Raw genomic sequence first — 19,398 nt, forward strand, 5'->3', positions numbered from 1 at the left:
TGTTATTTCCTCTTCAGCTCACCACGATAAACTTTTGGTGTTCGGTGCTCACTGCTTTTACACACCGTACATTTCCCTTTTCTTTTTTTGCTTTCCACTTGCTTTGATAGGGTCATGTTAGGGCGTCCTTGAATTTTGCCTCCCTTCCGTTTCGCCAATTTATCCGCTAAACCTTCAAGGTCCCCCATGATTTTACCCATTTCATCCAAAGCCTCACCAAAGGTATCCAGTGCTTTTTGAGCTCCAACCAGCTTCTTCGCTTGCTTACCTTTAACTACGAGCCTAGCGGCCGTTGCCGTTGTGCGAACGGCAACACCAGCGCCAAGTGTAAAGAACCCTAAAATGAGATTCAGAATAACTTCGAGTAAGACATAGATACCTAACTTACCGCCATAGTAGGTATAGAAATTGGGTGGGATAGCATCCAATAGGAGGACAACATAAGCGCTGTAAGTTATCGCTGAAGACGGGTCGCGCATGACTGCCATTGCTTTAGGTAAAGCACCAGTGTCGTTGATTTCTTTCGCCCAATCTGGGGCAATTTCTTTGAGAGCAGTATCAATAAACGTTTGCAGCGCTTTGGCATCATTTTCCGCAATGTATCTCGGCAGCGCAATAATCTCTTCATGATACTTGGCAATCAGTCGGGCACGTTCAACCGCGTCTTCAGCATCGTCATAAAACTCCAATAGCTTCTCTTTAAGTCGAGCGCCATTGTCTAACATCATCTCTCGTAGTGATTCCGCGCCGTCTTCAATCGCTTTGCTAAACAAGTCAGCTACATCACCTAATGACAGCTCGTCAACAGGCTTCGTCGTATTCGACAAGTACCATCCTGCCCCCGCTTTGACTTGCTCTTCAAGAGATTGCTGTATATTGTCGATAGTTTCAGAAGCGTAGACAGCGCCGGTGTCTAGCACGGACGCGCCCGCATCCCAAACGGTATTGCCAAAGCTACTCCAGAAGTCTTGGCTGAACATATCCGTGAAGTCTTTACCCCAATCGACAATGCCATCATCAATACCGTCGGCCAAACTGGCGACACCACGCGTTTGCCACTGGAGTGCAAAAGGCTGCATGGCTTTGCTGACTTGAACATAGACGCTGTCTAAGCGACGCTCAATGAGCGCTTGAGAGTCTTTAATCTGTTGTTCTATGCCGGGCTCACCGACCATCTCTACAGTCACCACGTCAGTATTTGACTTCAGGTCATCAAACGCTGTGACTCCGCCCTGCTTCTCACTGGTTTCTATGGCATGAATGGCGGTCTCCGACTCTGTACTTTTATTAGCAGACTTATTAAGGCTGACCTCCTCGGCATGGACGATTGAATTGGTTTTGATACACAGATTGTCGGCAAGGAAAGGGGTTTGCCATGGGTCATCGTAAAAGAGCTGCACTTTGACCCATTTTTGTTCTTCCAAGTCGATTTTTAAGATGGCGTTGATCACTACTTCTATGTTACCCGCTTCCGCAGAGTAAACGTTGTCAGGTGCCTGAATTACTGACACTCCCGACACATCACTCAATAGTCGGTCAGATTTTGATTTTAAGCGGTTAAAGGCCTTGGAAAGATTATCGGAGAGCTTTTTAGCATAGGTGTTAATGGTACTGACGTGGGTGTCATACACATCCGAAGACAGATAGATGTAATTCAGTCGATTTGCCTCCGCGCTGAGCGACTCAACTCGACCTTTGATTTTCTTGAGCAACGCTTCCAGTTCATTACCAAGCGCCTTTTGTGCACTGTTCCAGTCGAATTGTTTTAAGTAGGTTTGCGGGTTACCTTTACCACGCGCTCGCATGTAAGCCAACATACGGTCCACGGTTTCATGTTTGGGCAATCTGAGTAAAACAGAAAGAATTTCGCCTGATTCAATCACCATAGGCAAACCAGATGAAATGACGCTATCCATACTCTCGTCAGACATGCTTTCTATGCCTGCAATGATTGATTCTGCAAAGTCATCAAGCGGAAATTCTGGATGATGCTTTTTGAAGTGGGTTTTGACTTCTAACTTCACGATGTCGGCAAAGTATCGGTCAGCAGTGAGGCTTGGTCCCATAAAACCCCAGCCCTCAACGGGCGGAGCGATACGAGTCGGGTGCCAAAAAGTTTGTTGCCCTTGCGCAGCTCGGTCAAAAAAATCTTCATCGCTCACTGTGGAAAGGTGATGAAGGTTTTTCATTCGAACAACTTTAGGCACAAATTCATCGGTACTCTCTTTGGCAAGAATTTTAACTTGACCGGGCTTTAGGCCTGACACTTTGCTTTTGCCTGAGTCATCAAAATGACCGGGGGATAGAACGCCCCCGGAGACATCAGTAATGTCAAAGTCGGCATTCATGAGAAGCACGCCATCCGGGTATCTGGCCTTAACGTAGACGGTGTAAGTCCCTTCTTCATCTTCATTGACCGTGACAGCTGGATTTTGAACCCCTCCGAGGCACATGGTGTTGGCCTTGTTCATCGTCATTTGGTCAGAAAGCCTTGCCACACCTTTCCCTTCGATGATGACATTCGGTGACGCTGATATGAATTCGGCTTCGGATTCAATCGTGCCCGATGCCACACCTTTTTTGTCCCCGCCCGCATCGCCAGTACTCTTGGCAAACTTACTACCCTTTAAAGCAATGCTGTTGCCGCCATCTGCGGTGACGGTCGTGGTGCCTTCCACTAAATCCGCTGACTTGGAATTGTTTCCATAAGGGATAGGGACTACTGCGTTGCCGACGGTTGTAAGACACACATCAGGTAACGTGGCATTGGCCTCTCCGCCAGAGCCTTTGTGAACGATGCTCAGCCCGTTCGCATTGATGGTGACTGACATATTTACTCCTTATTAAGCTCGGTCAGTTCAGTGTGATTTTTGAACCTTGGATTTTGTGGACTTTTTCAGCACGACTTGAGATGTGTGTCGCCTTCGTCGTAATGCGACCATCATTGCCACTGAACTTAGTTGCGACCTCGCCAGATCTAATCGTGACTTCTTCTTTGCCTTCCAGAACCACACGCTTGGCTTTGATGACGAGCTCTTGTTGTTCCGCTAACGAAAGGTAAATGTCCGTGAGAATAGGCACATCCAAATCCTCACCAACGAACTCAATGCGGCAATCAAGCTGATTGTCGATGGCCAAATGAATCTCAGAACGAGTGAAACCTCGACCTAAAACAGCCCAGACGGGTTGCCCGTAGGCATTCCCATAAAAATCCACTTTCACACGATGGTTTTCAGGGTGAATTTCTTTTACCCATCCGATACGGGCTTGTTTTTTTGAAGTCTGTTCAGCAGAGTTAGACAAGGTGTTCAATATAGAGCGCTCCCAGTACATTTGGAGAGGAAATATAACATCGCATTGGCATGCGCCCCACTGACTAAATTGCTGCAAGATCAGGGGAATCAACGGTAAAGACTCACCAACAAGCTTAACCATTTACTAAAGCCTTAGTTATTACGCATTAAACATTTGTGCTTTCATCAGCCCACTCTCTTGGACTGTGTGTTTCTATCGTGATAAGACTCACATTAAATTTGCAGTGCTCCAAGCCTACTCATTCTCTTCTCCGGTCTTTCGTCGCAACTCATCGATATTGAGTTATATGTTATCGATAAAAAACAGAATAAGAGTGCGCGGAGTGTTGATGACAACACTCCGCTTTTTACCCAGTACTTTCTATTCAGTAGCGGCTTCAACCGCTAACAAATCCGCTCTCTCATTCCCTTCGATACCAGAGTGTGCTTTGACCTTAAAGACCTCGACATACTTCCTAGAACTCAACTCATCCACTTGTTGCCACAGTTGACGGTTCTTAACGGGTTTCTTATCCGTGCGTCGCCAACCTCGGTCTTTCCAATCATCCATCCAGATGTTGAAACCTTTCACGCAGTAATCACTGTCCGAATAGATGACATCCTCATCCTCTGCGTATTCCAACGTTTCAATTAAGGCCAGTAGCTCAAGCTCAGCATTGTCAGTTTTTCGATTGATAGTAAAGCTCTCTTCATGAACAATCTCATTGTCTTCATCCATAACCACCAGCCCAATGCCACCTCGTGTACATCCGTGTTGGTTGTTTGGTGCAGCGCCGTCTACGTAAATTGAATAGCTCATTGTTTATCTCTCTCTAATTGTAAAAAGGGCGTATGACTTTGCTTAGCCAGCGCCCCGTTGATGATGTGATTTGATGTTTGTGTTACTGAAAAGATTCTTGGTTATCTCGCAGTGCTAGACGTTGCTCCATCCATTCCTCGATTTCGCTTTCTACCCAAGCCACCGCTCGTCCACCAAGTGGAACACTCTTAGGGAAGTCGGTTTCATCTGCCATGAACTTGTAGATAGTTGAACGGCCTAGCCCTGTTAGTGACATCACTTCTTTTAGTCGTAGAAATCTCATTTTCACTGGGAATCGTCTCCTGCTTTGTATATACCCATGTGATAAGCCGCCACTGTAAAGAAATGCAGTCGGTCTACTCCAAGCTAGAGCCAAAGCAGTAACGCTTTTCTTCCCACGCTTCAGCAAGACTGCTCATGCGGTGGAAGAGCGTGTTCTTTATGTTGGTGTCTTTGCTACGACAACGCATCCCCACCCCATAATTGCCTCGGTCATTGAGAAACACCAATGAACGCGCTTCGCCGCTGTAGTGCTTTTCTATCGCTTCTTGCCAAGCCGTTTTAAGGTGCCCGACCAATTCATTGCGCTTGTCCCAACAAATAGCGGGACCAAAGTTCTGGCTATAGTCAGTAAACAGCATCACGCGATAGTTGTGGGATGGCACCTTGTCTTCCCGCTTACGCCATACATAGAACAGAGAATCCGTATCAAGCTTTTCTTTAAGCAGATTAAAGTAATCGTTGAGGATACTGAGGTCGGTATCTTGATGGTCTTCTGGCAAAAACAAGTCCAAACGTGTGGCGAGAGCGATGTCAAACTGACTGAGTGCCTGCTCAAAGACATCGACCATTGAGGTCAGTGCTGACTCGTATAACCCCTTGTCGCTGTAATACAGCGGGTAATCTTCAAAAGTTCTATCAAGGGTAATGCTTGGGAGGTAGGTTCTATTCGCCATGAGTAATGCCTTTTGTGTGTGAATGACATAGGCATTACTCGCGTTGTATTTTTTTAAGGTGAGTCGTGACTGCAACCAAAGCTCTTGTTGAAGTGATCGTTCCGGTTGGCAATGGGCCTCGCGAGACGACTGATTCGGTAGAAGAACTCATTTAACTGTAACGGGAACGTTTCTGTATCGGAGAACAGCTCAAAACCTTCATTACTAGGAGAATAGGCTAACCCTGAGCATGGTTGGCTGTAACTAGCTTCAACCACCCTATCCCATGTCTTCCTCACTTTTTTGTAAAGAAAACGCCCCCATCCCTCTCGTCCAGTGCCTAAGTTTTGAAAGAGATCCCTATCAAAGAGCAAGATAAGATGATGGTGCTTGCTGGTGGATTTACTTTCCTTAGCCCAGATATAGCGAATGACCGTTTGTTGGTATCGATAAGTTCTATCGGTGTATTTGTCCTTACAGAGCTCGTTAGTCTCTGATTCTAAAATACGAAAGAAATGAGCAAACATCGCTAGGTAATCTCCACCGAAGTCACTCGGTAGGTTTAGGTTGATGTGAACAGCAAAGATTCTTGGGTATTGGTTTAGTGCTTCAGTCAGCACTCGGTCTATCTCCTCTAGGTATTCGAGGACGAGACCATCCTCAAAGTAGTAGAGTGGTTTCCCATTGAAGGTTCTGTCATGAGTTATGGTGTGGACTCTTTGATGAGCTACGTTGAGTTGATGAATCATGATTAGTTCCTGTGGTTTGTTGTGATTCCCACAGGAACTGTAACTACCGTAATTTTTAAGCTACTTATGGCTATGGCCGAAATTATTCATACGCTTTCCAAAGTGCTTGGTTCTTCTCTTCGCTAGGTAACTTAGTCGGTAAAAGACGGACTGAAACACCTCCTCAAACTCCTCAGAGTTACGTAGCAAGTGATACTGGCCTTGTTTGGAGAAATGGATAGCTGGTTTCTCTTTGCCTGAGTACGAGGCTTCCACTGAACGCTTCCATGCATTACGAATACGGTTAGCCAAACTTTGCTGATACTCTCCAAAATCCCCCAGAGAGCGAAAGATATTCCGGTCAAAGATAAGCACAACGTGGTAATGGCTGCTTGATGAGGTATCACATTCTTTAGCCCACACATAACGAATGGTGGTTTCACGATAGGGTTTGCCATTTAACCGAGCACTACGTTTTCGATATGCCGCTACCTGAGATTTCAGAGAGCGGAAGAAACGAGTCATCACTGCTGAATCATCCCCTCTAAAGTCTGTTGGTAAGTTAAGGTCCACTCGAACGATAAAAAGTCTCGCATATTGCTCTAGAGCTTTCTCAAGGACTGACTCTATCCCTTCTAGGTATTCGAGGACCAACCCCTCCTTGTCGATGTATATCTTGTTTCCGTTGAAAGTGGATTCGTGTGTGATGGTTAGGTTTTTAGACATGATGGTGACCTATGTTTTGCTTCTGACATAGGTACTGTGAGTGACGTGATTTTTCGGGTAGGGGATGGGTTCCCCTACCAAGATATCGAGTGATGAGGTCGTTGGTTGAGGTGTGGGATTAGGTGAGTAGATGGAGAGGTATATATTATTAATTACCGATCCCCCTCGATTCACTCACCCTCTGTTTTTCGATGATTACTGAGTCTTCACATCAGCTAAATCTATCCAGATAACCTTCATTTTTTATCAAAAATCATGGTTCATGCATTTTTTTCTCTGGAGTTTACTCACATAAAAAGTGATGATGCCACTTTCCCACACCAGCCTTAAAACGTCGGATTACGGTTTTTATTACATGCAACTAAGGTAAATGAATGACACTAACTGACAAAGACGAAGCCAATCGTTCAGAAGTACCGACCATTTTGGAAACGCCAGCTATCAATCCTGACGCTGAGATGAATATCATCAATTTGATTAACGATTTCGATGCCAGAAGCAAATACTATCTCTACAACGAAAAGGAGAAAAAACTCATAGCAATGCCTCTACCATTTGGTGCCCAAAAGAGAACCACTTTTTATAATGAGTTGCATCGAGTTAAAACCATGGGGCAATTTCGTGAGACCTATCTATTCAAGAAACACCCATCTCTAGCATGTCAAAAATGGATTATTCTGCTACCGTACGCTCCCATTTCAAGAAGCCATATACCGACAGAAACCTATTCTGAAAGAGAGATTAATCAAACCAAAATTATCAACACATTTTGGAAAAGCGAGCTAAGCCTTCGCTATGAAGCTGCGGAAGCATTGATTCTGGTTTGCTCATTTTTAGCCAAGAATGTTGACCGAAATACCCTTGGATTAGGGATAAGCAAAACCAAGATGGCGGTCATTTTAGGGATGAGTGTTCGTCGTGTATCCGATACTTTAAAACGCCTCAAAGAACTCGGTTATGTTAGGCTGTACACAGAGGAAACTAAACGGGGGAATCTCAGTCTTGGCACTTTTGTACAGGTAACAGAGGCTTTTTCGTCACAATTTTTTGTCCCCCAAAAGCCCGTGGGAGAGTCAGAGAAAAAGCAACAAAAAAGTTCTGAACCTCAATCGCAAGACACCCCTGAAAAGCGTTATTTTCAATTTTTGGAAATTTTGAGTGATCTACGGCTTGATCTAAAGAATTTCATCGTGAAAAGCAAGGACCCGATACCACCAGCCGTTTTGCAGCAAATTTTTAAGGTTTTGGAATAAACATTTGCGGGAGGAACGCCGACTTTAATGGGGCTGAACATCTTCGCTTAGCTGTATAAAGGCATTTACCATACACGTGATATGACAGTCTTGATGACGTACCGATCTAGATCTAGAACTAGATATATAAACAAGAAGTGGGGATGGTGATCAAAATTCACGTTTATCGAATACAGCTTAAGTACCCTGATGAAGCAGCGTTTAAAATAAAGCTACAGTTGTTCACGGCAGAATTACATGACACTATATTTACCTTAGTATGCACATATACCTCTCACAGCTTAGTGTTTCGGTTGGTAAAAACACCGCGACTGATAATGATAATAGTTATCATTACACAAATAGCAGAACTATTGTCAATGTAAGAAACGCTGTGATGTAACCCAACTGGGTAGTATATTGGGTAGTAAAACCCTAAATAAGACAACAAAAATCCACCAATCTATTGATTTTTAAATAATAAAATTTATTACTCTACGAACAGATCCAGAACATCGAGTAATCCACGCACTCCGATCCAAAAAAGCCCTGAACTGAGTTCAGGGCTTTTTAATGCTCGGCGTTACTTGTTGTCTGCCGCCAGTTTGGCCTTCGGCCTTGGTTCGCTCATCAAACCTTTGATCAGCGACACCGTCGCAATCAACAGCACAATGGTAAACGGCAGACCCGTGGTCACCGCCATTGCCTGAGCAGCAGCTAGACCGCCCCCCAGCATCAGAGCGATGGCTACCAAGCCTTCAAACGTACACCAGAACACGCGTTGAGGCGTCGGCGCGTCGACTTTACCGCCAGCGGCGATGGTATCGATCACCAGCGAGCCCGAGTCCGACGAGGTAATAAAGAACACCACTACCAGCACAATGCCGACAAAAGAGGTGATTTCAGCAAATGGCATCACATCCAGCATCGCAAACAATTTGAGTGGCAGGTCGGCGTTCATCACCGCTTCATAACCGCTGTTGATGTACTGACTGATCGCCGTACCGCCGAACGCCGTCATCCAGAACACACACACGGTTGATGGGATCAGCAGAACACAAATGATGAACTCGCGCACGGTGCGGCCACGGGAAACACGTGCGATGAACATGCCGACGAATGGCGACCAGGAGATCCACCACGACCAGTAAAACGCCGTCCAGCCTTGAGAATAGTTGGCATCTTCACGCTCAAACGGCATCGACAGCGCTGGCAGATTGGTCAGGTACGAACCGATGTTATCGAAGAAGCCGGTTACGATCGCCAGCGTCGGCCCCGCAATCACGATAAACAGCAGCAGCAACGCCGCCAGCCCCATGTTGATCTCCGACAGGCGCTTCACACCCCCATCCAGACCCGCCAGTACCGAAATCAGCGCCAACGCCGTGATCACGATAATCAACACGATCTGGGTGGTGTCGCCCATCGGCACATCAAACAGGAAGTTCAGACCAGTCGCGGCCTGAGACGCGCCATAACCCAGCGACGTTGCCAGACCAAACACAGTCGCGACCACCGCCAGAATGTCAATCACATGACCAGTCCAGCCCCAGACGCGTTCCCCAAACAGCGGATAAAAGACTGAACGCATGGTCAGCGGCAGGCCTTTGTTGAATGAGAAAATCGCCAGACCCAGCGCCAATAAAGCGTAGATCGCCCACGGGTGCAGTGCCCAGTGATAAATGGTCGCCGCCATACCCAGTGAACGCGCTGCGTCAACATCGCCGGCCGCGCCATTGAGCGGTGCCCAGTCGGTACGCACACCGTTTTCCATCACCGGACCGCTCAGCGCAGTGCTGAAATGCGACATCGGTTCGGACACACCAAAGAACACCAGACCAATCCCCATCCCGGCGGCAAACAGCATCGCCAGCCAGCCTGAATAGGAATAATCCGGCACCGCTTCGGTCCCACCAATGCGAACCCGGCCCAATGGCGAAATCACCAGTGCCAGACACACCACCACAAAAAAGTTACCGGCCGACAGGAAAAACCAGTCCATGCTCGAGGTCAGCCAGTCACGCAAATGCACAAACAGCGGCTCAACTTGCTCACGAAAGATCAGCGTGGCAAAGACGAAAAACACCACCGCCAAACCTGAAATGGCAAACACCCGGTTATGGATATCAAGACCAAACGGCCCGAGATTCACCACCACATTATCCTGACCGACCGTGTAGTCGGTATCGATCGGGTCTACCTTGCCATCCGGACGCGGCAGACCTCCATTGTCACTACTCACTTTACTTCCCCTTAAAATCGTCAAAGCCCTAAATTAATTACGTTCTGTGACAGGGACTAAGATTAAAAAATTTAAAACACAGAACCTTATCAGTGTATAACAGCCCCATTGTAATCAATAAAATTCTCCTCACCAGGTAAGAAAAATCAGAATTTGCTGCCATTATTCAATTTGCGACACGCTGACGAACGCGGGAATGGTCTTGAGAAGATCCTGAGGATCGTGCTACTCTTCGCCTCCATTTTTCTGACCTAAATTTCACCAGCCATGCGAACGCATGCAGGTCAGTGCTATCTTTAACGTGTCGATGCAACAATATCGGCCTCACCCCAAACCAATGTGGAACCGTACAGATGGGCAAAGGTACTCTATATATCGTTTCAGCACCGAGTGGTGCTGGTAAATCGAGCTTAATTTCCGCGATGCTGGAAACCAATCCGACATACGCGATGAAAGTATCTGTTTCCCACACTACCCGTGGTATGCGCCCAGGTGAGCAAGATGGCGTACATTACCATTTCGTGCAAAAAGAGCACTTCGAAGATCTGATTGCGCAGAACGCGTTTCTGGAATACGCGGAAGTGTTCGGCAATTACTACGGCACATCACGCATCTGGATCGAAGAGAATCTGGAAAAAGGCATCGACGTGTTCCTCGATATCGACTGGCAGGGGGCGCGTCAGATCCGCCAACAAATGCCACAGGCACGCAGTGTGTTCATTCTGCCACCGTCCAACGGTGAATTGGAACGCCGCCTCAACGCCCGTGGACAGGACAGCGACGCCGTGATCGCCAAGCGCATGGCCGAAGCTAAGTCCGAAATTTCACATTATAACGAGTATGATTACGTGATCGTTAACGACGACTTTGATGGTGCGTTAATGGATTTCAAAGCGATCATCCGTGCAGAAAGATTGAAGCAAGACAAGCAAGCTGCTAAATATAAAGGCATGCTTGACGCGCTACTGGCTGAGTAACATAAGCCACCTACGATACAAACAACCTAATTGCTAGAATATAAACAAGTTAGGTTGTATAATTTCTCGTCATTCTAAATTTAAGTAACTTATTGGAGTCCTCATGGCACGCGTAACTGTACAAGACGCTGTTGAAAAAATTGGCAACCGTTTCGACCTTGTTCTGATTGCGGCTCGCCGCGCTCGTCAAATGCAAACTGGCGGTAAAGATTCACTAGTGCCGGAAGAGAACGATAAGCCAACGGTTATCGCTCTGCGCGAAATCGAAGAAGGTCTGATCACTAAGGATGTTCTTGATGCACGTGAGCGTCAGGAACAGCAAGAACAAGAAGCCGCTGAACTGGCTGCGGTTAGCAGCATCGCACACAGCCGCTAAGCGGTTGTCGCAAGACGCGCTTCGATTTACCTAACCTTCCGGGCCTGAAATTTGTATCTATTCGATAGCCTCAAAGACGTTGCCCAAGAATACCTAACAGAGCCTCAGATTGAGGCTCTGCGTCAATCTTATGTGGTAGCGAGAGATGCCCATGAAGGGCAAACCCGCTCAAGCGGTGAACCATACATCATCCACCCTGTCGCCGTAGCCCGGATCCTGGCGGAAATGCGCCTGGACATCGAAACGCTGCAAGCGGCACTGCTCCACGATGTCATCGAAGACTGTGATGTCACCAAAGAAGAGCTGGAATCCCAGTTCGGCGCGACGGTGGCGGAGCTGGTAGACGGTGTCTCTAAGCTGGATAAGCTTAAATTTCGCGATCGCAAAGAGGCCCAGGCCGAGAACTTTCGTAAGATGGTGCTCGCCATGGTCCAGGATATCCGCGTCATTCTGATCAAGCTGGCCGACCGGACCCACAATATGCGCACCTTGGGTGCTCTTCGTCCGGACAAAAAACGCCGTATCGCGCGCGAAACCCTGGAAATCTATTCTCCTCTGGCCCACCGTTTGGGTATTCACAATATCAAAACCGAGCTGGAAGAGCTGGGCTTTGAAGCCTTGTACCCGAACCGCTACCGCGTTCTGAAAGAAGTGGTCAAAGCGGCACGGGGGAACCGTAAAGAGATGATCCAGCGGATCCATCTTGAAATTGAAGGGCGACTGCAGGAAGTCGGCCTTAAAGCGCGGGTCTTCGGCCGGGAGAAGAATCTGTTCTCCATCTACAACAAGATGAAGAGCAAAGAGCAGCGCTTCCACACCATTATGGATATCTACGCATTCCGTGTGGTGGTGGACGATGCCGATACCTGCTACCGGGTACTTGGTCAGGTACACAGCCTGTACAAACCACGTCCGGGACGCATGAAAGACTACATCGCGGTCCCGAAAGCCAACGGCTATCAGTCATTGCATACCTCGATGGTCGGCCCGCACGGGGTACCGGTCGAGGTTCAGATCCGAACCGAAGACATGGATCAAATGGCGGACAAAGGGGTCGCCGCGCACTGGTCGTACAAAGACAAAGGCGACAAATCCGGCACCACGGCGCAGATCAAAGCGCAGCGCTGGATGCAGAGCCTGCTGGAACTGCAGCAAAGTGCCGGTAACTCGTTTGAGTTCATCGAAAACGTGAAGTCGGATCTGTTCCCGGACGAAATCTACGTCTTCACGCCTAAAGGCCGCATTGTTGAACTGCCGGTCGGCGCGACCGCGGTCGATTTTGCCTACGCGGTGCACACCGATGTCGGTAACACCTGTGTTGGCGCGCGTGTGGATCGCAACCCGTACCCACTCAGCAAAGCGCTGAAAAACGGCCAGACAATCGAAATCATCAGCGCCCCGGGCGCTCGTCCGAACGCCGCCTGGCTCAACTATGTGGTGACTTCCCGTGCCCGCACTAAAATCCGTCAGGTTCTCAAGACCATGCGCCGGGAAGAGTCGATCACCCTGGGCCGCCGCCTGCTCAACCATGCACTGGGCGAAAAATCGCTCAGCGACATCAGTGACGATAACATTCAACACGTTCTGACCGACCTTAAAATTGGCTCGACCGACGATCTGTTGGCAGCCATCGGTCTGGGTGAACTGATGAGCATCGTGATTGCCCGTCGTCTACTGGGAAATGCCGATGAACTGACGGAAGTGATGGGCAAAGACGGCCAGCCGAAGAAAAAACTGCCGATCCGCGGTGCGGAAGGCATTCTGCTGACGTTCGCCAACTGTTGTCATCCGATTCCGGACGATCACATCATCGCCCACGTCTCACCGGGCCGAGGCCTGGTGGTCCACCGTGAAACCTGTCCGAACGTACGCGGCTACCAGCGCGAGCCGGATAAGTACATGGCGGTGGAATGGTCACGTGACTACGATCAGGAGTTCATTACTGAGCTGCTGGTGGACATGCAAAACCGTCAAGGCGCTCTGGCCGAGCTGACCAATGTCATCTCGCAGACTGGCTCTAACATCCATGGCCTGTCGACCGAAGAACGCGATGGTCGCCTGTACACCGTGACGGTGGCGCTGACGACCAAAGATCGCGTCCATCTGGCGAGCATCATGCGCAAGATTAAGGCCATGCCGCAGACGCTGAAAGTTCGTCGCCGCAAACACTAACCGCTGTTACTCATGCCCCTGACCCGTCAGGGGCATGGTATTGTCCTAGCGAGCAACCTTCTCCAATTATGAATCCTGAACGTTACCAACGCATTCAGCAGGTGCTGAAAGCCCGCCAGACCGATCTGACCCTGTGTCTGGAAGAAGTCCACAAACCCAACAACGTTTCCGCGGTGATCCGCACCGCTGACGCCACCGGACTGCACCGCATTCATGCGGTCTGGCCGAATGACAAGATGCGTACGCTGAGCCACACCTCTGCCGGGGCGCGTAACTGGGTGGAAGTCGACACCCACGATGACATCGAAAGCGCCATCGGCGAGCTGAAACGTCAGGGCATGCAGGTGCTGGTCACCCATTTGTCCGACAGCGCGGTGGATTTTCGTGACATCGACTACACCAAGCCGACCGCCATCATACTCGGCAGTGAGAAAGCCGGGGCCTCAGAGACCGCCAAACGTCTCGCGGATCAGGACATCATCATTCCGATGCTCGGCATGGTGCAATCCCTCAATGTGTCCGTTGCCAGTGCGGTTATCCTCTATGAAGCCCAGCGACAACGCAGTGCCGCCGGGATGTACGACAATGACGCCAGTCAGGTGCCGGCCGATGAGATTCACCGTACCTTGTTTGAACGCGGCCACCCGGTGTTGGCCAAAGTCGCCAAACGCAAAGGCTTAGCCTATCCGCCTCTGGATGATGACGGTCAGATCGTGGCCGAACCACAGTGGTGGCAGGAGATGCAGCGCAAATAACCCTCAGCTCTAAGGCTACACTGGGGTGAATTTTCCTGTACAAAAACACAGCCCAATGGTTAACTATCGCCACTGACCGCGAAAACGAGAGAGCCCGTATGTCCCAGTTACTGTCCGCTATTCCGCTAACATCCCTGTCCGGGGTCGGCGCCAAAGTGGCTGAAAAACTGGCGAAAGTCGGGCTCAACACCGTTCAGGACCTGTTATTTCATCTGCCGCTGCGTTACGAAGATCGTACCCGTGTCTACCCGGTAGCCAAGCTGCATGCGGGCTTGTGGGCCGCCGTGCAGGGAAAAGTCATGGCGGTTGATACCCTGTTTGGCCGGCGCAAGATGCTGACGGTCAAACTCAGTGACGGCAACGGCACCATCACGCTGCGTTTTTTCAATTTTACCGCCGCGATGAAAAACAACTTTGCCGAAGGCAAACTGGTGCACGCATACGGTGAAATCAAACGCGGCAATATGGGGCTGGAAATCATCCACCCTGACTACAAGTTTTACGCGCCAGAACGTCAGCCGGACGTCGAGCAAAGCCTGACACCCGTCTACCCCACCACCGATGGTCTGAGACAAGTCACCTTACGCAATCTGACCGATCAGGCATTGGCACTGCTGGACAAAGCGGCGGTGCAGGAACTGCTGCCCACCGGACTTTACGACCACCAACTGACGCTGGCTCAGGCTCTGCATACCATTCACCGGCCACCGCCTGACATCGATCTCGACCAGTTCGATCAGGGGCGTCATCCGGCACAAATCCGGCTGATCATGGAAGAGCTGCTGGCACAGAATCTGTCGATGCTGGCGGTACGCAGCCAAGGCCAGCGTGATGCGGCATTGCCGCTGCCCGACGCCTCACAACTCAAGCAGCGGTTACTGGCACAGTTGCCCTTTACGCCGACCGGAGCCCAGTCACGGGTGGTGAAAGAAATTGAAGCGGATCTCACGCAGCCACACCCGATGATGCGTCTGGTGCAGGGCGATGTTGGCTCAGGCAAAACACTGGTGGCCGCGCTGGCGGCCGTGCGGGCGATTGAGCACGGTTATCAGGTCGCCCTGATGGCGCCCACCGAACTGCTGGCAGAGCAACATGCACTCAATTTCGCCAACTGGTTTGAAAGCATGGGGATTCAGGTCGGCTGGTTGGCGGGCAAACTGAAAGGCAAAGCCAAAGAGGCCGAGCTGGCGCGGATTGCCAGCGGCGAAGCGCAGATGGTGGTCGGCACCCATGCTCTGTTTCAGGAACACGTGGCGTTCCATCACCTGGCCCTGGTGATCATTGATGAACAACACCGTTTCGGGGTACATCAGCGCCTGGAATTACGTGAGAAAGGTGCCCGACAAGGCGCGTATCCTCACCAGTTGATCATGACCGCAACCCCTATCCCGCGCACCCTCGCCATGACCGCCTACGCGGATCTGGAAACCTCCGTGATCGATGAATTACCACCGGGCCGGACACCGATCCAGACGGTCGCCATCCCGGCCACCAAGCGTGACGACATCATTGAGCGTGTCCGCCATGCCTGTCTTGACGAAGGCAAACAAGCTTATTGGGTCTGTACCCTGATTGACGAGTCCGAAGTTCTGGAGGCGCAGGCCGCCGCTGACACCGCCGAAGAGCTGCAACGCCGACTGCCGGACGTCAAGATCGGCCTGGTCCACGGCCGAATGAAACCGGCCGAAAAACAAGCGGTGATGCAAGCGTTCAAAGACAATCAACTCCACCTGCTGGTCGCCACCACCGTGATTGAAGTTGGGGTGGACGTACCCAATGCCAGCCTGATGATCATTGAAAACCCGGAGCGACTTGGCCTGGCTCAGTTGCACCAGTTACGCGGGCGCGTCGGCCGGGGCTCGGTGGCGAGCCACTGTGTGCTGCTCTATCACGCGCCACTGTCCAAAACGGCGCAAAAGCGTCTGGGGGTGCTGCGCGAAAGCAATGACGGTTTCGTGATCGCCCAGCGCGATCTGGAAATTCGCGGACCGGGCGAACTGCTCGGCACTAAACAGACCGGACTGGCGGATTTCAAAATTGCCGATCTGGTCCGCGATCAGCGCCTGATCCCGGAAGTTCAGCGCATCGCCCGCTACATTCACCAGCAATATCCAGACAACGCCACCGCCATTATCGACCGCTGGCTCGGTGAGCGCGACGTGTACGCCAAGGCGTGATTTTTCCAACCAATATCGCCACAGCTCCCCTTTCCCCCTCACAAGGCAAACGTTTGCTTTTAATAAAAAACCTTTTATAATTCCGGCCAATTTTTCGCGCGGATCCGACTCCGCATGTGCTCCACGCTGATCCGGCCCTGATTAACAGCAATCACAGATAACGTGCCGGCTCCCACTGATGTCCCCATTCAGCGAATATCAGTGGTGCTCTGACAGGAAACTTCCATGGCTAACCACAACGCTTCGCGACATACCGACCTGGTTTATCAGCTCAACGATAAACCACCGCTACCGCAAACCCTTTTCGCTGCCCTGCAGCACCTGCTGGCCATGTTTGTCGCCATCATTACCCCGTCGCTGATCATCTGCCAGTCGCTTGGTGTGCCGGCCGAGCAAACCAACACCATCATCAGCATGTCATTATTCGCGTCCGGCCTGTCGTCTTTTATCCAGATCCGGACCTTTGGGCCGATCGGTTCCGGGCTGTTGTCCGTTCAGGGCACCAGCTTTAACTTCCTCGGCCCGATCATCGGCGCCGGGCTGGCACTGAAAGCGGGCGGCGCGGATCTGTCGACCATGATGGCGGCGATTTTCGGCACCATTCTGGTGGCCTCATTTGCTGAAATTCTGCTGTCACGCGTGCTGGATTACGCACGCCGGGTGATCACTCCCCTGGTGTCTGGAATTGTGGTGACCCTGATCGGCCTGACGCTGATCCAGGTCGGTCTGGTTTCAATGGGTGGCGGATATGCGGCGCTCGGTGATGGCACGTTCGGCAGCCTGGACAAACTGGCGCTGGCGGGTACGGTACTGGGGCTGATCGTCCTGCTCAACCGCGCCCGCAACCCGTACATTCGGGTCGCATCGATTGTGATTGCCATGCTGGTCGGTTACCTGCTGGCTTATTTCATGGGCATGGTTGATAGCTCACAACTGGGTGACACCGCGCTGATCGCCTTGCCGGTTCCCATGCAGTATGGACTGAGCTTTGACTGGTCGCTGTTTATTCCGCTGGTACTGATTTTCCTTATCACGGCGCTGGAGGCGATTGGTGACATTACCGCGACTTCAGAAGTGTCTGGCGAGCCGGTCAAAGGCCCGGTCTACATGCGACGCATCAAAGGCGGCGTACTGGCTGACGGGTTAAACTCCGCCCTGGCGGCGCTGCTAAACAGCTTCCCGAATTCCACTTTTAGCCAGAACAATGGGGTGATCATGCTGACCGGTGTGGCCAGCCGATATGTAGGCTACTTCATCGCCGCCATGCTGGTCTTGCTGGGTCTGTTTCCTGGCGTGGCCAGCTTTGTCCAGCTTATCCCGGAACCTGTGCTGGGCGGCGCAACCATAGTGATGTTCGGCACCATCGCCGCTGCCGGGGTGCGCATTATCTCCCGCGTGGAGCTCGACCGCCGCGCAATTCTGATCATGGCACTGTCGTTTTCTATGGGGCTGGGCATTGCGCAGAAACCGGAAATCCTCCAGTTCATGCCCGAGTTCATTAAGAGCATCTTCTCCTCCGGCGTCGCCGCCGGTGGCATCACCGCAATCGTGCTCAATCTGCTGCTGCCGGAAAAACTGACCGATGCAGAGCGCGAGCGCGCAACGGAGTCCTAACCATTCCGACTCCCTCAGGCCCGCGGCCGCGCGCTTGAGGGAGTTTAACGGGTTGGAAAGCTGATCTGAGCTTTGAGTCCGCCTTGTGAGCGGTTATTCACCACCACAGCGCCGCGATGCTGGCTGACAATCCGCTTCACGATTGCCAGCCCCAATCCGGTCCCTTCACTGCCCCGCGCGGTGTCGCCCCGGGTAAAAGGTTCGAACAACTTACCGATCTGGCTGTTTTCAATCCCCGGGCCATTATCTTCCACACACACCCACGCCAGTTTGTTGTCGGCCGTCATGCCGGTGCTGACTTTTACCCAACCGTTGCCATAGCGAATGGCGTTCACCACCAGATTACTGATCGCGCGCTTGATCGCGATGGGGCTGCCGATGGCATCTTTCATCTGCGGATTCAGCTCCGTTTCAACCTGAATTTCATACCCCCCTTCCGACGTCGCCACGTCGCGGGCCAAATCATTGAGGCTGACCGCTTCAAAGCTCTGCTGATTGACTGGTTTGAGGTAATCCATAAACTGACTGATGATCTCATTGCACTCTTCGGTGTCACCGATGATGCCTTCCGCCAGATAACTGTCCTGTGGCGACATCATTTCCGTCGCCAGCCGAATGCGGGTCAGCGGCGTGCGTAAGTCGTGACTGATGCCGGCCATCAGCAGCGCGCGGTCTTCTTCGAGCGCCTGAATGCCTTTTGACATCTGGTTAAACGCCCGGGTGACCGAGCGGATCTCCGTGGCGCCTTTTTCTGGCAGCGGTGGTGGGATTTCGCCCCGGCCCACGTCCTTAGCGGCACGCTCAAGCGCCACCAAAGGCCGATTCTGCAACCGGATAAACAGCCAGCCACCGGCGACGATCAGCAGCGCCATGATCAGGCTGTTACGAAACAGCGGCGCAAAGTCTTCTTCCTGTAACTCCGAGAGCGGAATGCGGATTAACGCGCCCGGCAGAGCATCGGTTTTCATCCACAGAATGTAGCTTTCCTGTCCGAGCATCATGCGCACATCGGTCGGAACCCCGAGCTCCTGGCTCATCTCTTCACTCATCAGATCAATACTGACCGCATGGCGGTACTCTTCGGCAATCGGACTGTCTTCCGGATGTATCGTCACGCCCAACTGCTCAAGCACCCGGCGACGCTGCGGCGCATCCAGCCCGGCATTGAGCTCCTCAGAATCATCCAGCATCAGGTTAATTTCATGGCCGAGAATCTTGTTGAATTGCTGCAAACTCGGCAACAGTGCGTAATTAAATACCGCGTAGTAGGAATAGACCTGGCTGGCGATCAGCAAAGTGATCAGCAACAAAATGGATTGAGTCAACGAGCTGCGGATACGCATAACATTAC

At 51.1% G+C, this 19,398-nt stretch carries 16 protein-coding genes; 7 read left to right on the forward strand and 9 right to left on the reverse strand.

What is annotated here, in order from left to right:
- Positions 1–2 precede the first annotated feature (2 nt).
- The 7 genes from VPR01S_RS07080 to VPR01S_RS07110 form a co-directional block, all read right to left on the reverse strand.
- Positions 3–2,831, reverse strand: a complete 2,829-nt coding sequence (locus VPR01S_RS07080) for a DUF4150 domain-containing protein (protein ID WP_021704619.1) — start codon at positions 2,829–2,831, stop codon at positions 3–5.
- 22 nt (positions 2,832–2,853) lie between these two features.
- Positions 2,854–3,435, reverse strand: coding sequence for a hypothetical protein (locus tag VPR01S_RS07085; protein ID WP_021704620.1), 582 nt, complete (start codon positions 3,433–3,435; stop codon positions 2,854–2,856).
- A 240-nt stretch (positions 3,436–3,675) separates the two neighbouring features.
- Positions 3,676–4,113: a ribonuclease HI gene (locus tag VPR01S_RS07090; protein WP_021704621.1), complete on the reverse strand. Its 438-nt coding sequence runs from the start codon at positions 4,111–4,113 to the stop codon at positions 3,676–3,678.
- A gap of 82 nt (positions 4,114–4,195) precedes the next feature.
- The gene (locus VPR01S_RS07095) at positions 4,196–4,396 is read right to left on the reverse strand and encodes an AlpA family transcriptional regulator (RefSeq protein WP_005496783.1); all 201 of its coding nucleotides are present in this window, start codon (positions 4,394–4,396) and stop codon (positions 4,196–4,198) included.
- 73 nt (positions 4,397–4,469) lie between these two features.
- A complete protein-coding gene (locus tag VPR01S_RS07100; protein WP_040902343.1) occupies positions 4,470–5,069 on the reverse strand; it encodes an inovirus Gp2 family protein in 600 nt (199 codons plus the stop codon).
- 53 nt (positions 5,070–5,122) lie between these two features.
- Positions 5,123–5,797 (reverse strand): inovirus Gp2 family protein, encoded by a 675-nt coding sequence (locus VPR01S_RS07105; RefSeq protein ID WP_021704624.1) that lies wholly within the window; start codon positions 5,795–5,797, stop codon positions 5,123–5,125.
- Between the two features lie 60 nt (positions 5,798–5,857).
- Positions 5,858–6,502, reverse strand: coding sequence for an inovirus Gp2 family protein (locus tag VPR01S_RS07110; protein WP_021704625.1), 645 nt, complete (start codon positions 6,500–6,502; stop codon positions 5,858–5,860).
- Positions 6,503–7,110: 608 nt separating this feature from the next.
- On the opposite strand from VPR01S_RS07110, the gene VPR01S_RS07115 reads away from it, so the two are divergent.
- On the forward strand, positions 7,111–7,755 hold the full coding sequence (locus tag VPR01S_RS07115) for a hypothetical protein (protein ID WP_425585300.1): 645 nt from the start codon (positions 7,111–7,113) through the stop codon (positions 7,753–7,755).
- A gap of 562 nt (positions 7,756–8,317) precedes the next feature.
- Here the strand turns inward: VPR01S_RS07115 and VPR01S_RS07125 are convergent.
- Positions 8,318–9,976, reverse strand: coding sequence for a BCCT family transporter (locus VPR01S_RS07125; protein WP_021704628.1), 1,659 nt, complete (start codon positions 9,974–9,976; stop codon positions 8,318–8,320).
- Between the two features lie 353 nt (positions 9,977–10,329).
- On the opposite strand from VPR01S_RS07125, the gene gmk reads away from it, so the two are divergent.
- From gmk to VPR01S_RS07155, 6 genes are all read left to right on the forward strand, one after another.
- Entirely contained in the window at positions 10,330–10,953 is a 624-nt protein-coding gene (gene gmk, locus VPR01S_RS07130) for a guanylate kinase (RefSeq protein WP_021704629.1), read from the forward strand.
- Positions 10,954–11,056: 103 nt separating this feature from the next.
- Positions 11,057–11,329: a DNA-directed RNA polymerase subunit omega gene (rpoZ, locus tag VPR01S_RS07135; protein ID WP_021704630.1), complete on the forward strand. Its 273-nt coding sequence runs from the start codon at positions 11,057–11,059 to the stop codon at positions 11,327–11,329.
- A 51-nt stretch (positions 11,330–11,380) separates the two neighbouring features.
- A complete protein-coding gene (spoT, locus tag VPR01S_RS07140) occupies positions 11,381–13,501 on the forward strand; it encodes a bifunctional GTP diphosphokinase/guanosine-3',5'-bis pyrophosphate 3'-pyrophosphohydrolase (RefSeq protein WP_021704631.1) in 2,121 nt (706 codons plus the stop codon).
- Between the two features lie 68 nt (positions 13,502–13,569).
- A complete protein-coding gene (gene trmH, locus VPR01S_RS07145) occupies positions 13,570–14,256 on the forward strand; it encodes a tRNA (guanosine(18)-2'-O)-methyltransferase TrmH (protein ID WP_021704632.1) in 687 nt (228 codons plus the stop codon).
- 65 nt (positions 14,257–14,321) lie between these two features.
- A complete protein-coding gene (recG, locus tag VPR01S_RS07150; RefSeq protein WP_281169125.1) occupies positions 14,322–16,433 on the forward strand; it encodes an ATP-dependent DNA helicase RecG in 2,112 nt (703 codons plus the stop codon).
- A gap of 225 nt (positions 16,434–16,658) precedes the next feature.
- On the forward strand, positions 16,659–18,047 hold the full coding sequence (locus VPR01S_RS07155) for a uracil-xanthine permease family protein (RefSeq protein WP_021704634.1): 1,389 nt from the start codon (positions 16,659–16,661) through the stop codon (positions 18,045–18,047).
- Between the two features lie 44 nt (positions 18,048–18,091).
- On the opposite strand, the gene envZ is transcribed toward VPR01S_RS07155, so the two are convergent.
- Positions 18,092–19,390 (reverse strand): two-component system sensor histidine kinase EnvZ, encoded by a 1,299-nt coding sequence (gene envZ / locus VPR01S_RS07160; RefSeq protein WP_021704635.1) that lies wholly within the window; start codon positions 19,388–19,390, stop codon positions 18,092–18,094.
- Positions 19,391–19,398: the final 8 nt, after the last annotated feature.

Source organism: Vibrio proteolyticus NBRC 13287 (assembly GCF_000467125.1).
In the GTDB taxonomy this organism is placed as follows: domain Bacteria; phylum Pseudomonadota; class Gammaproteobacteria; order Enterobacterales; family Vibrionaceae; genus Vibrio; species Vibrio proteolyticus.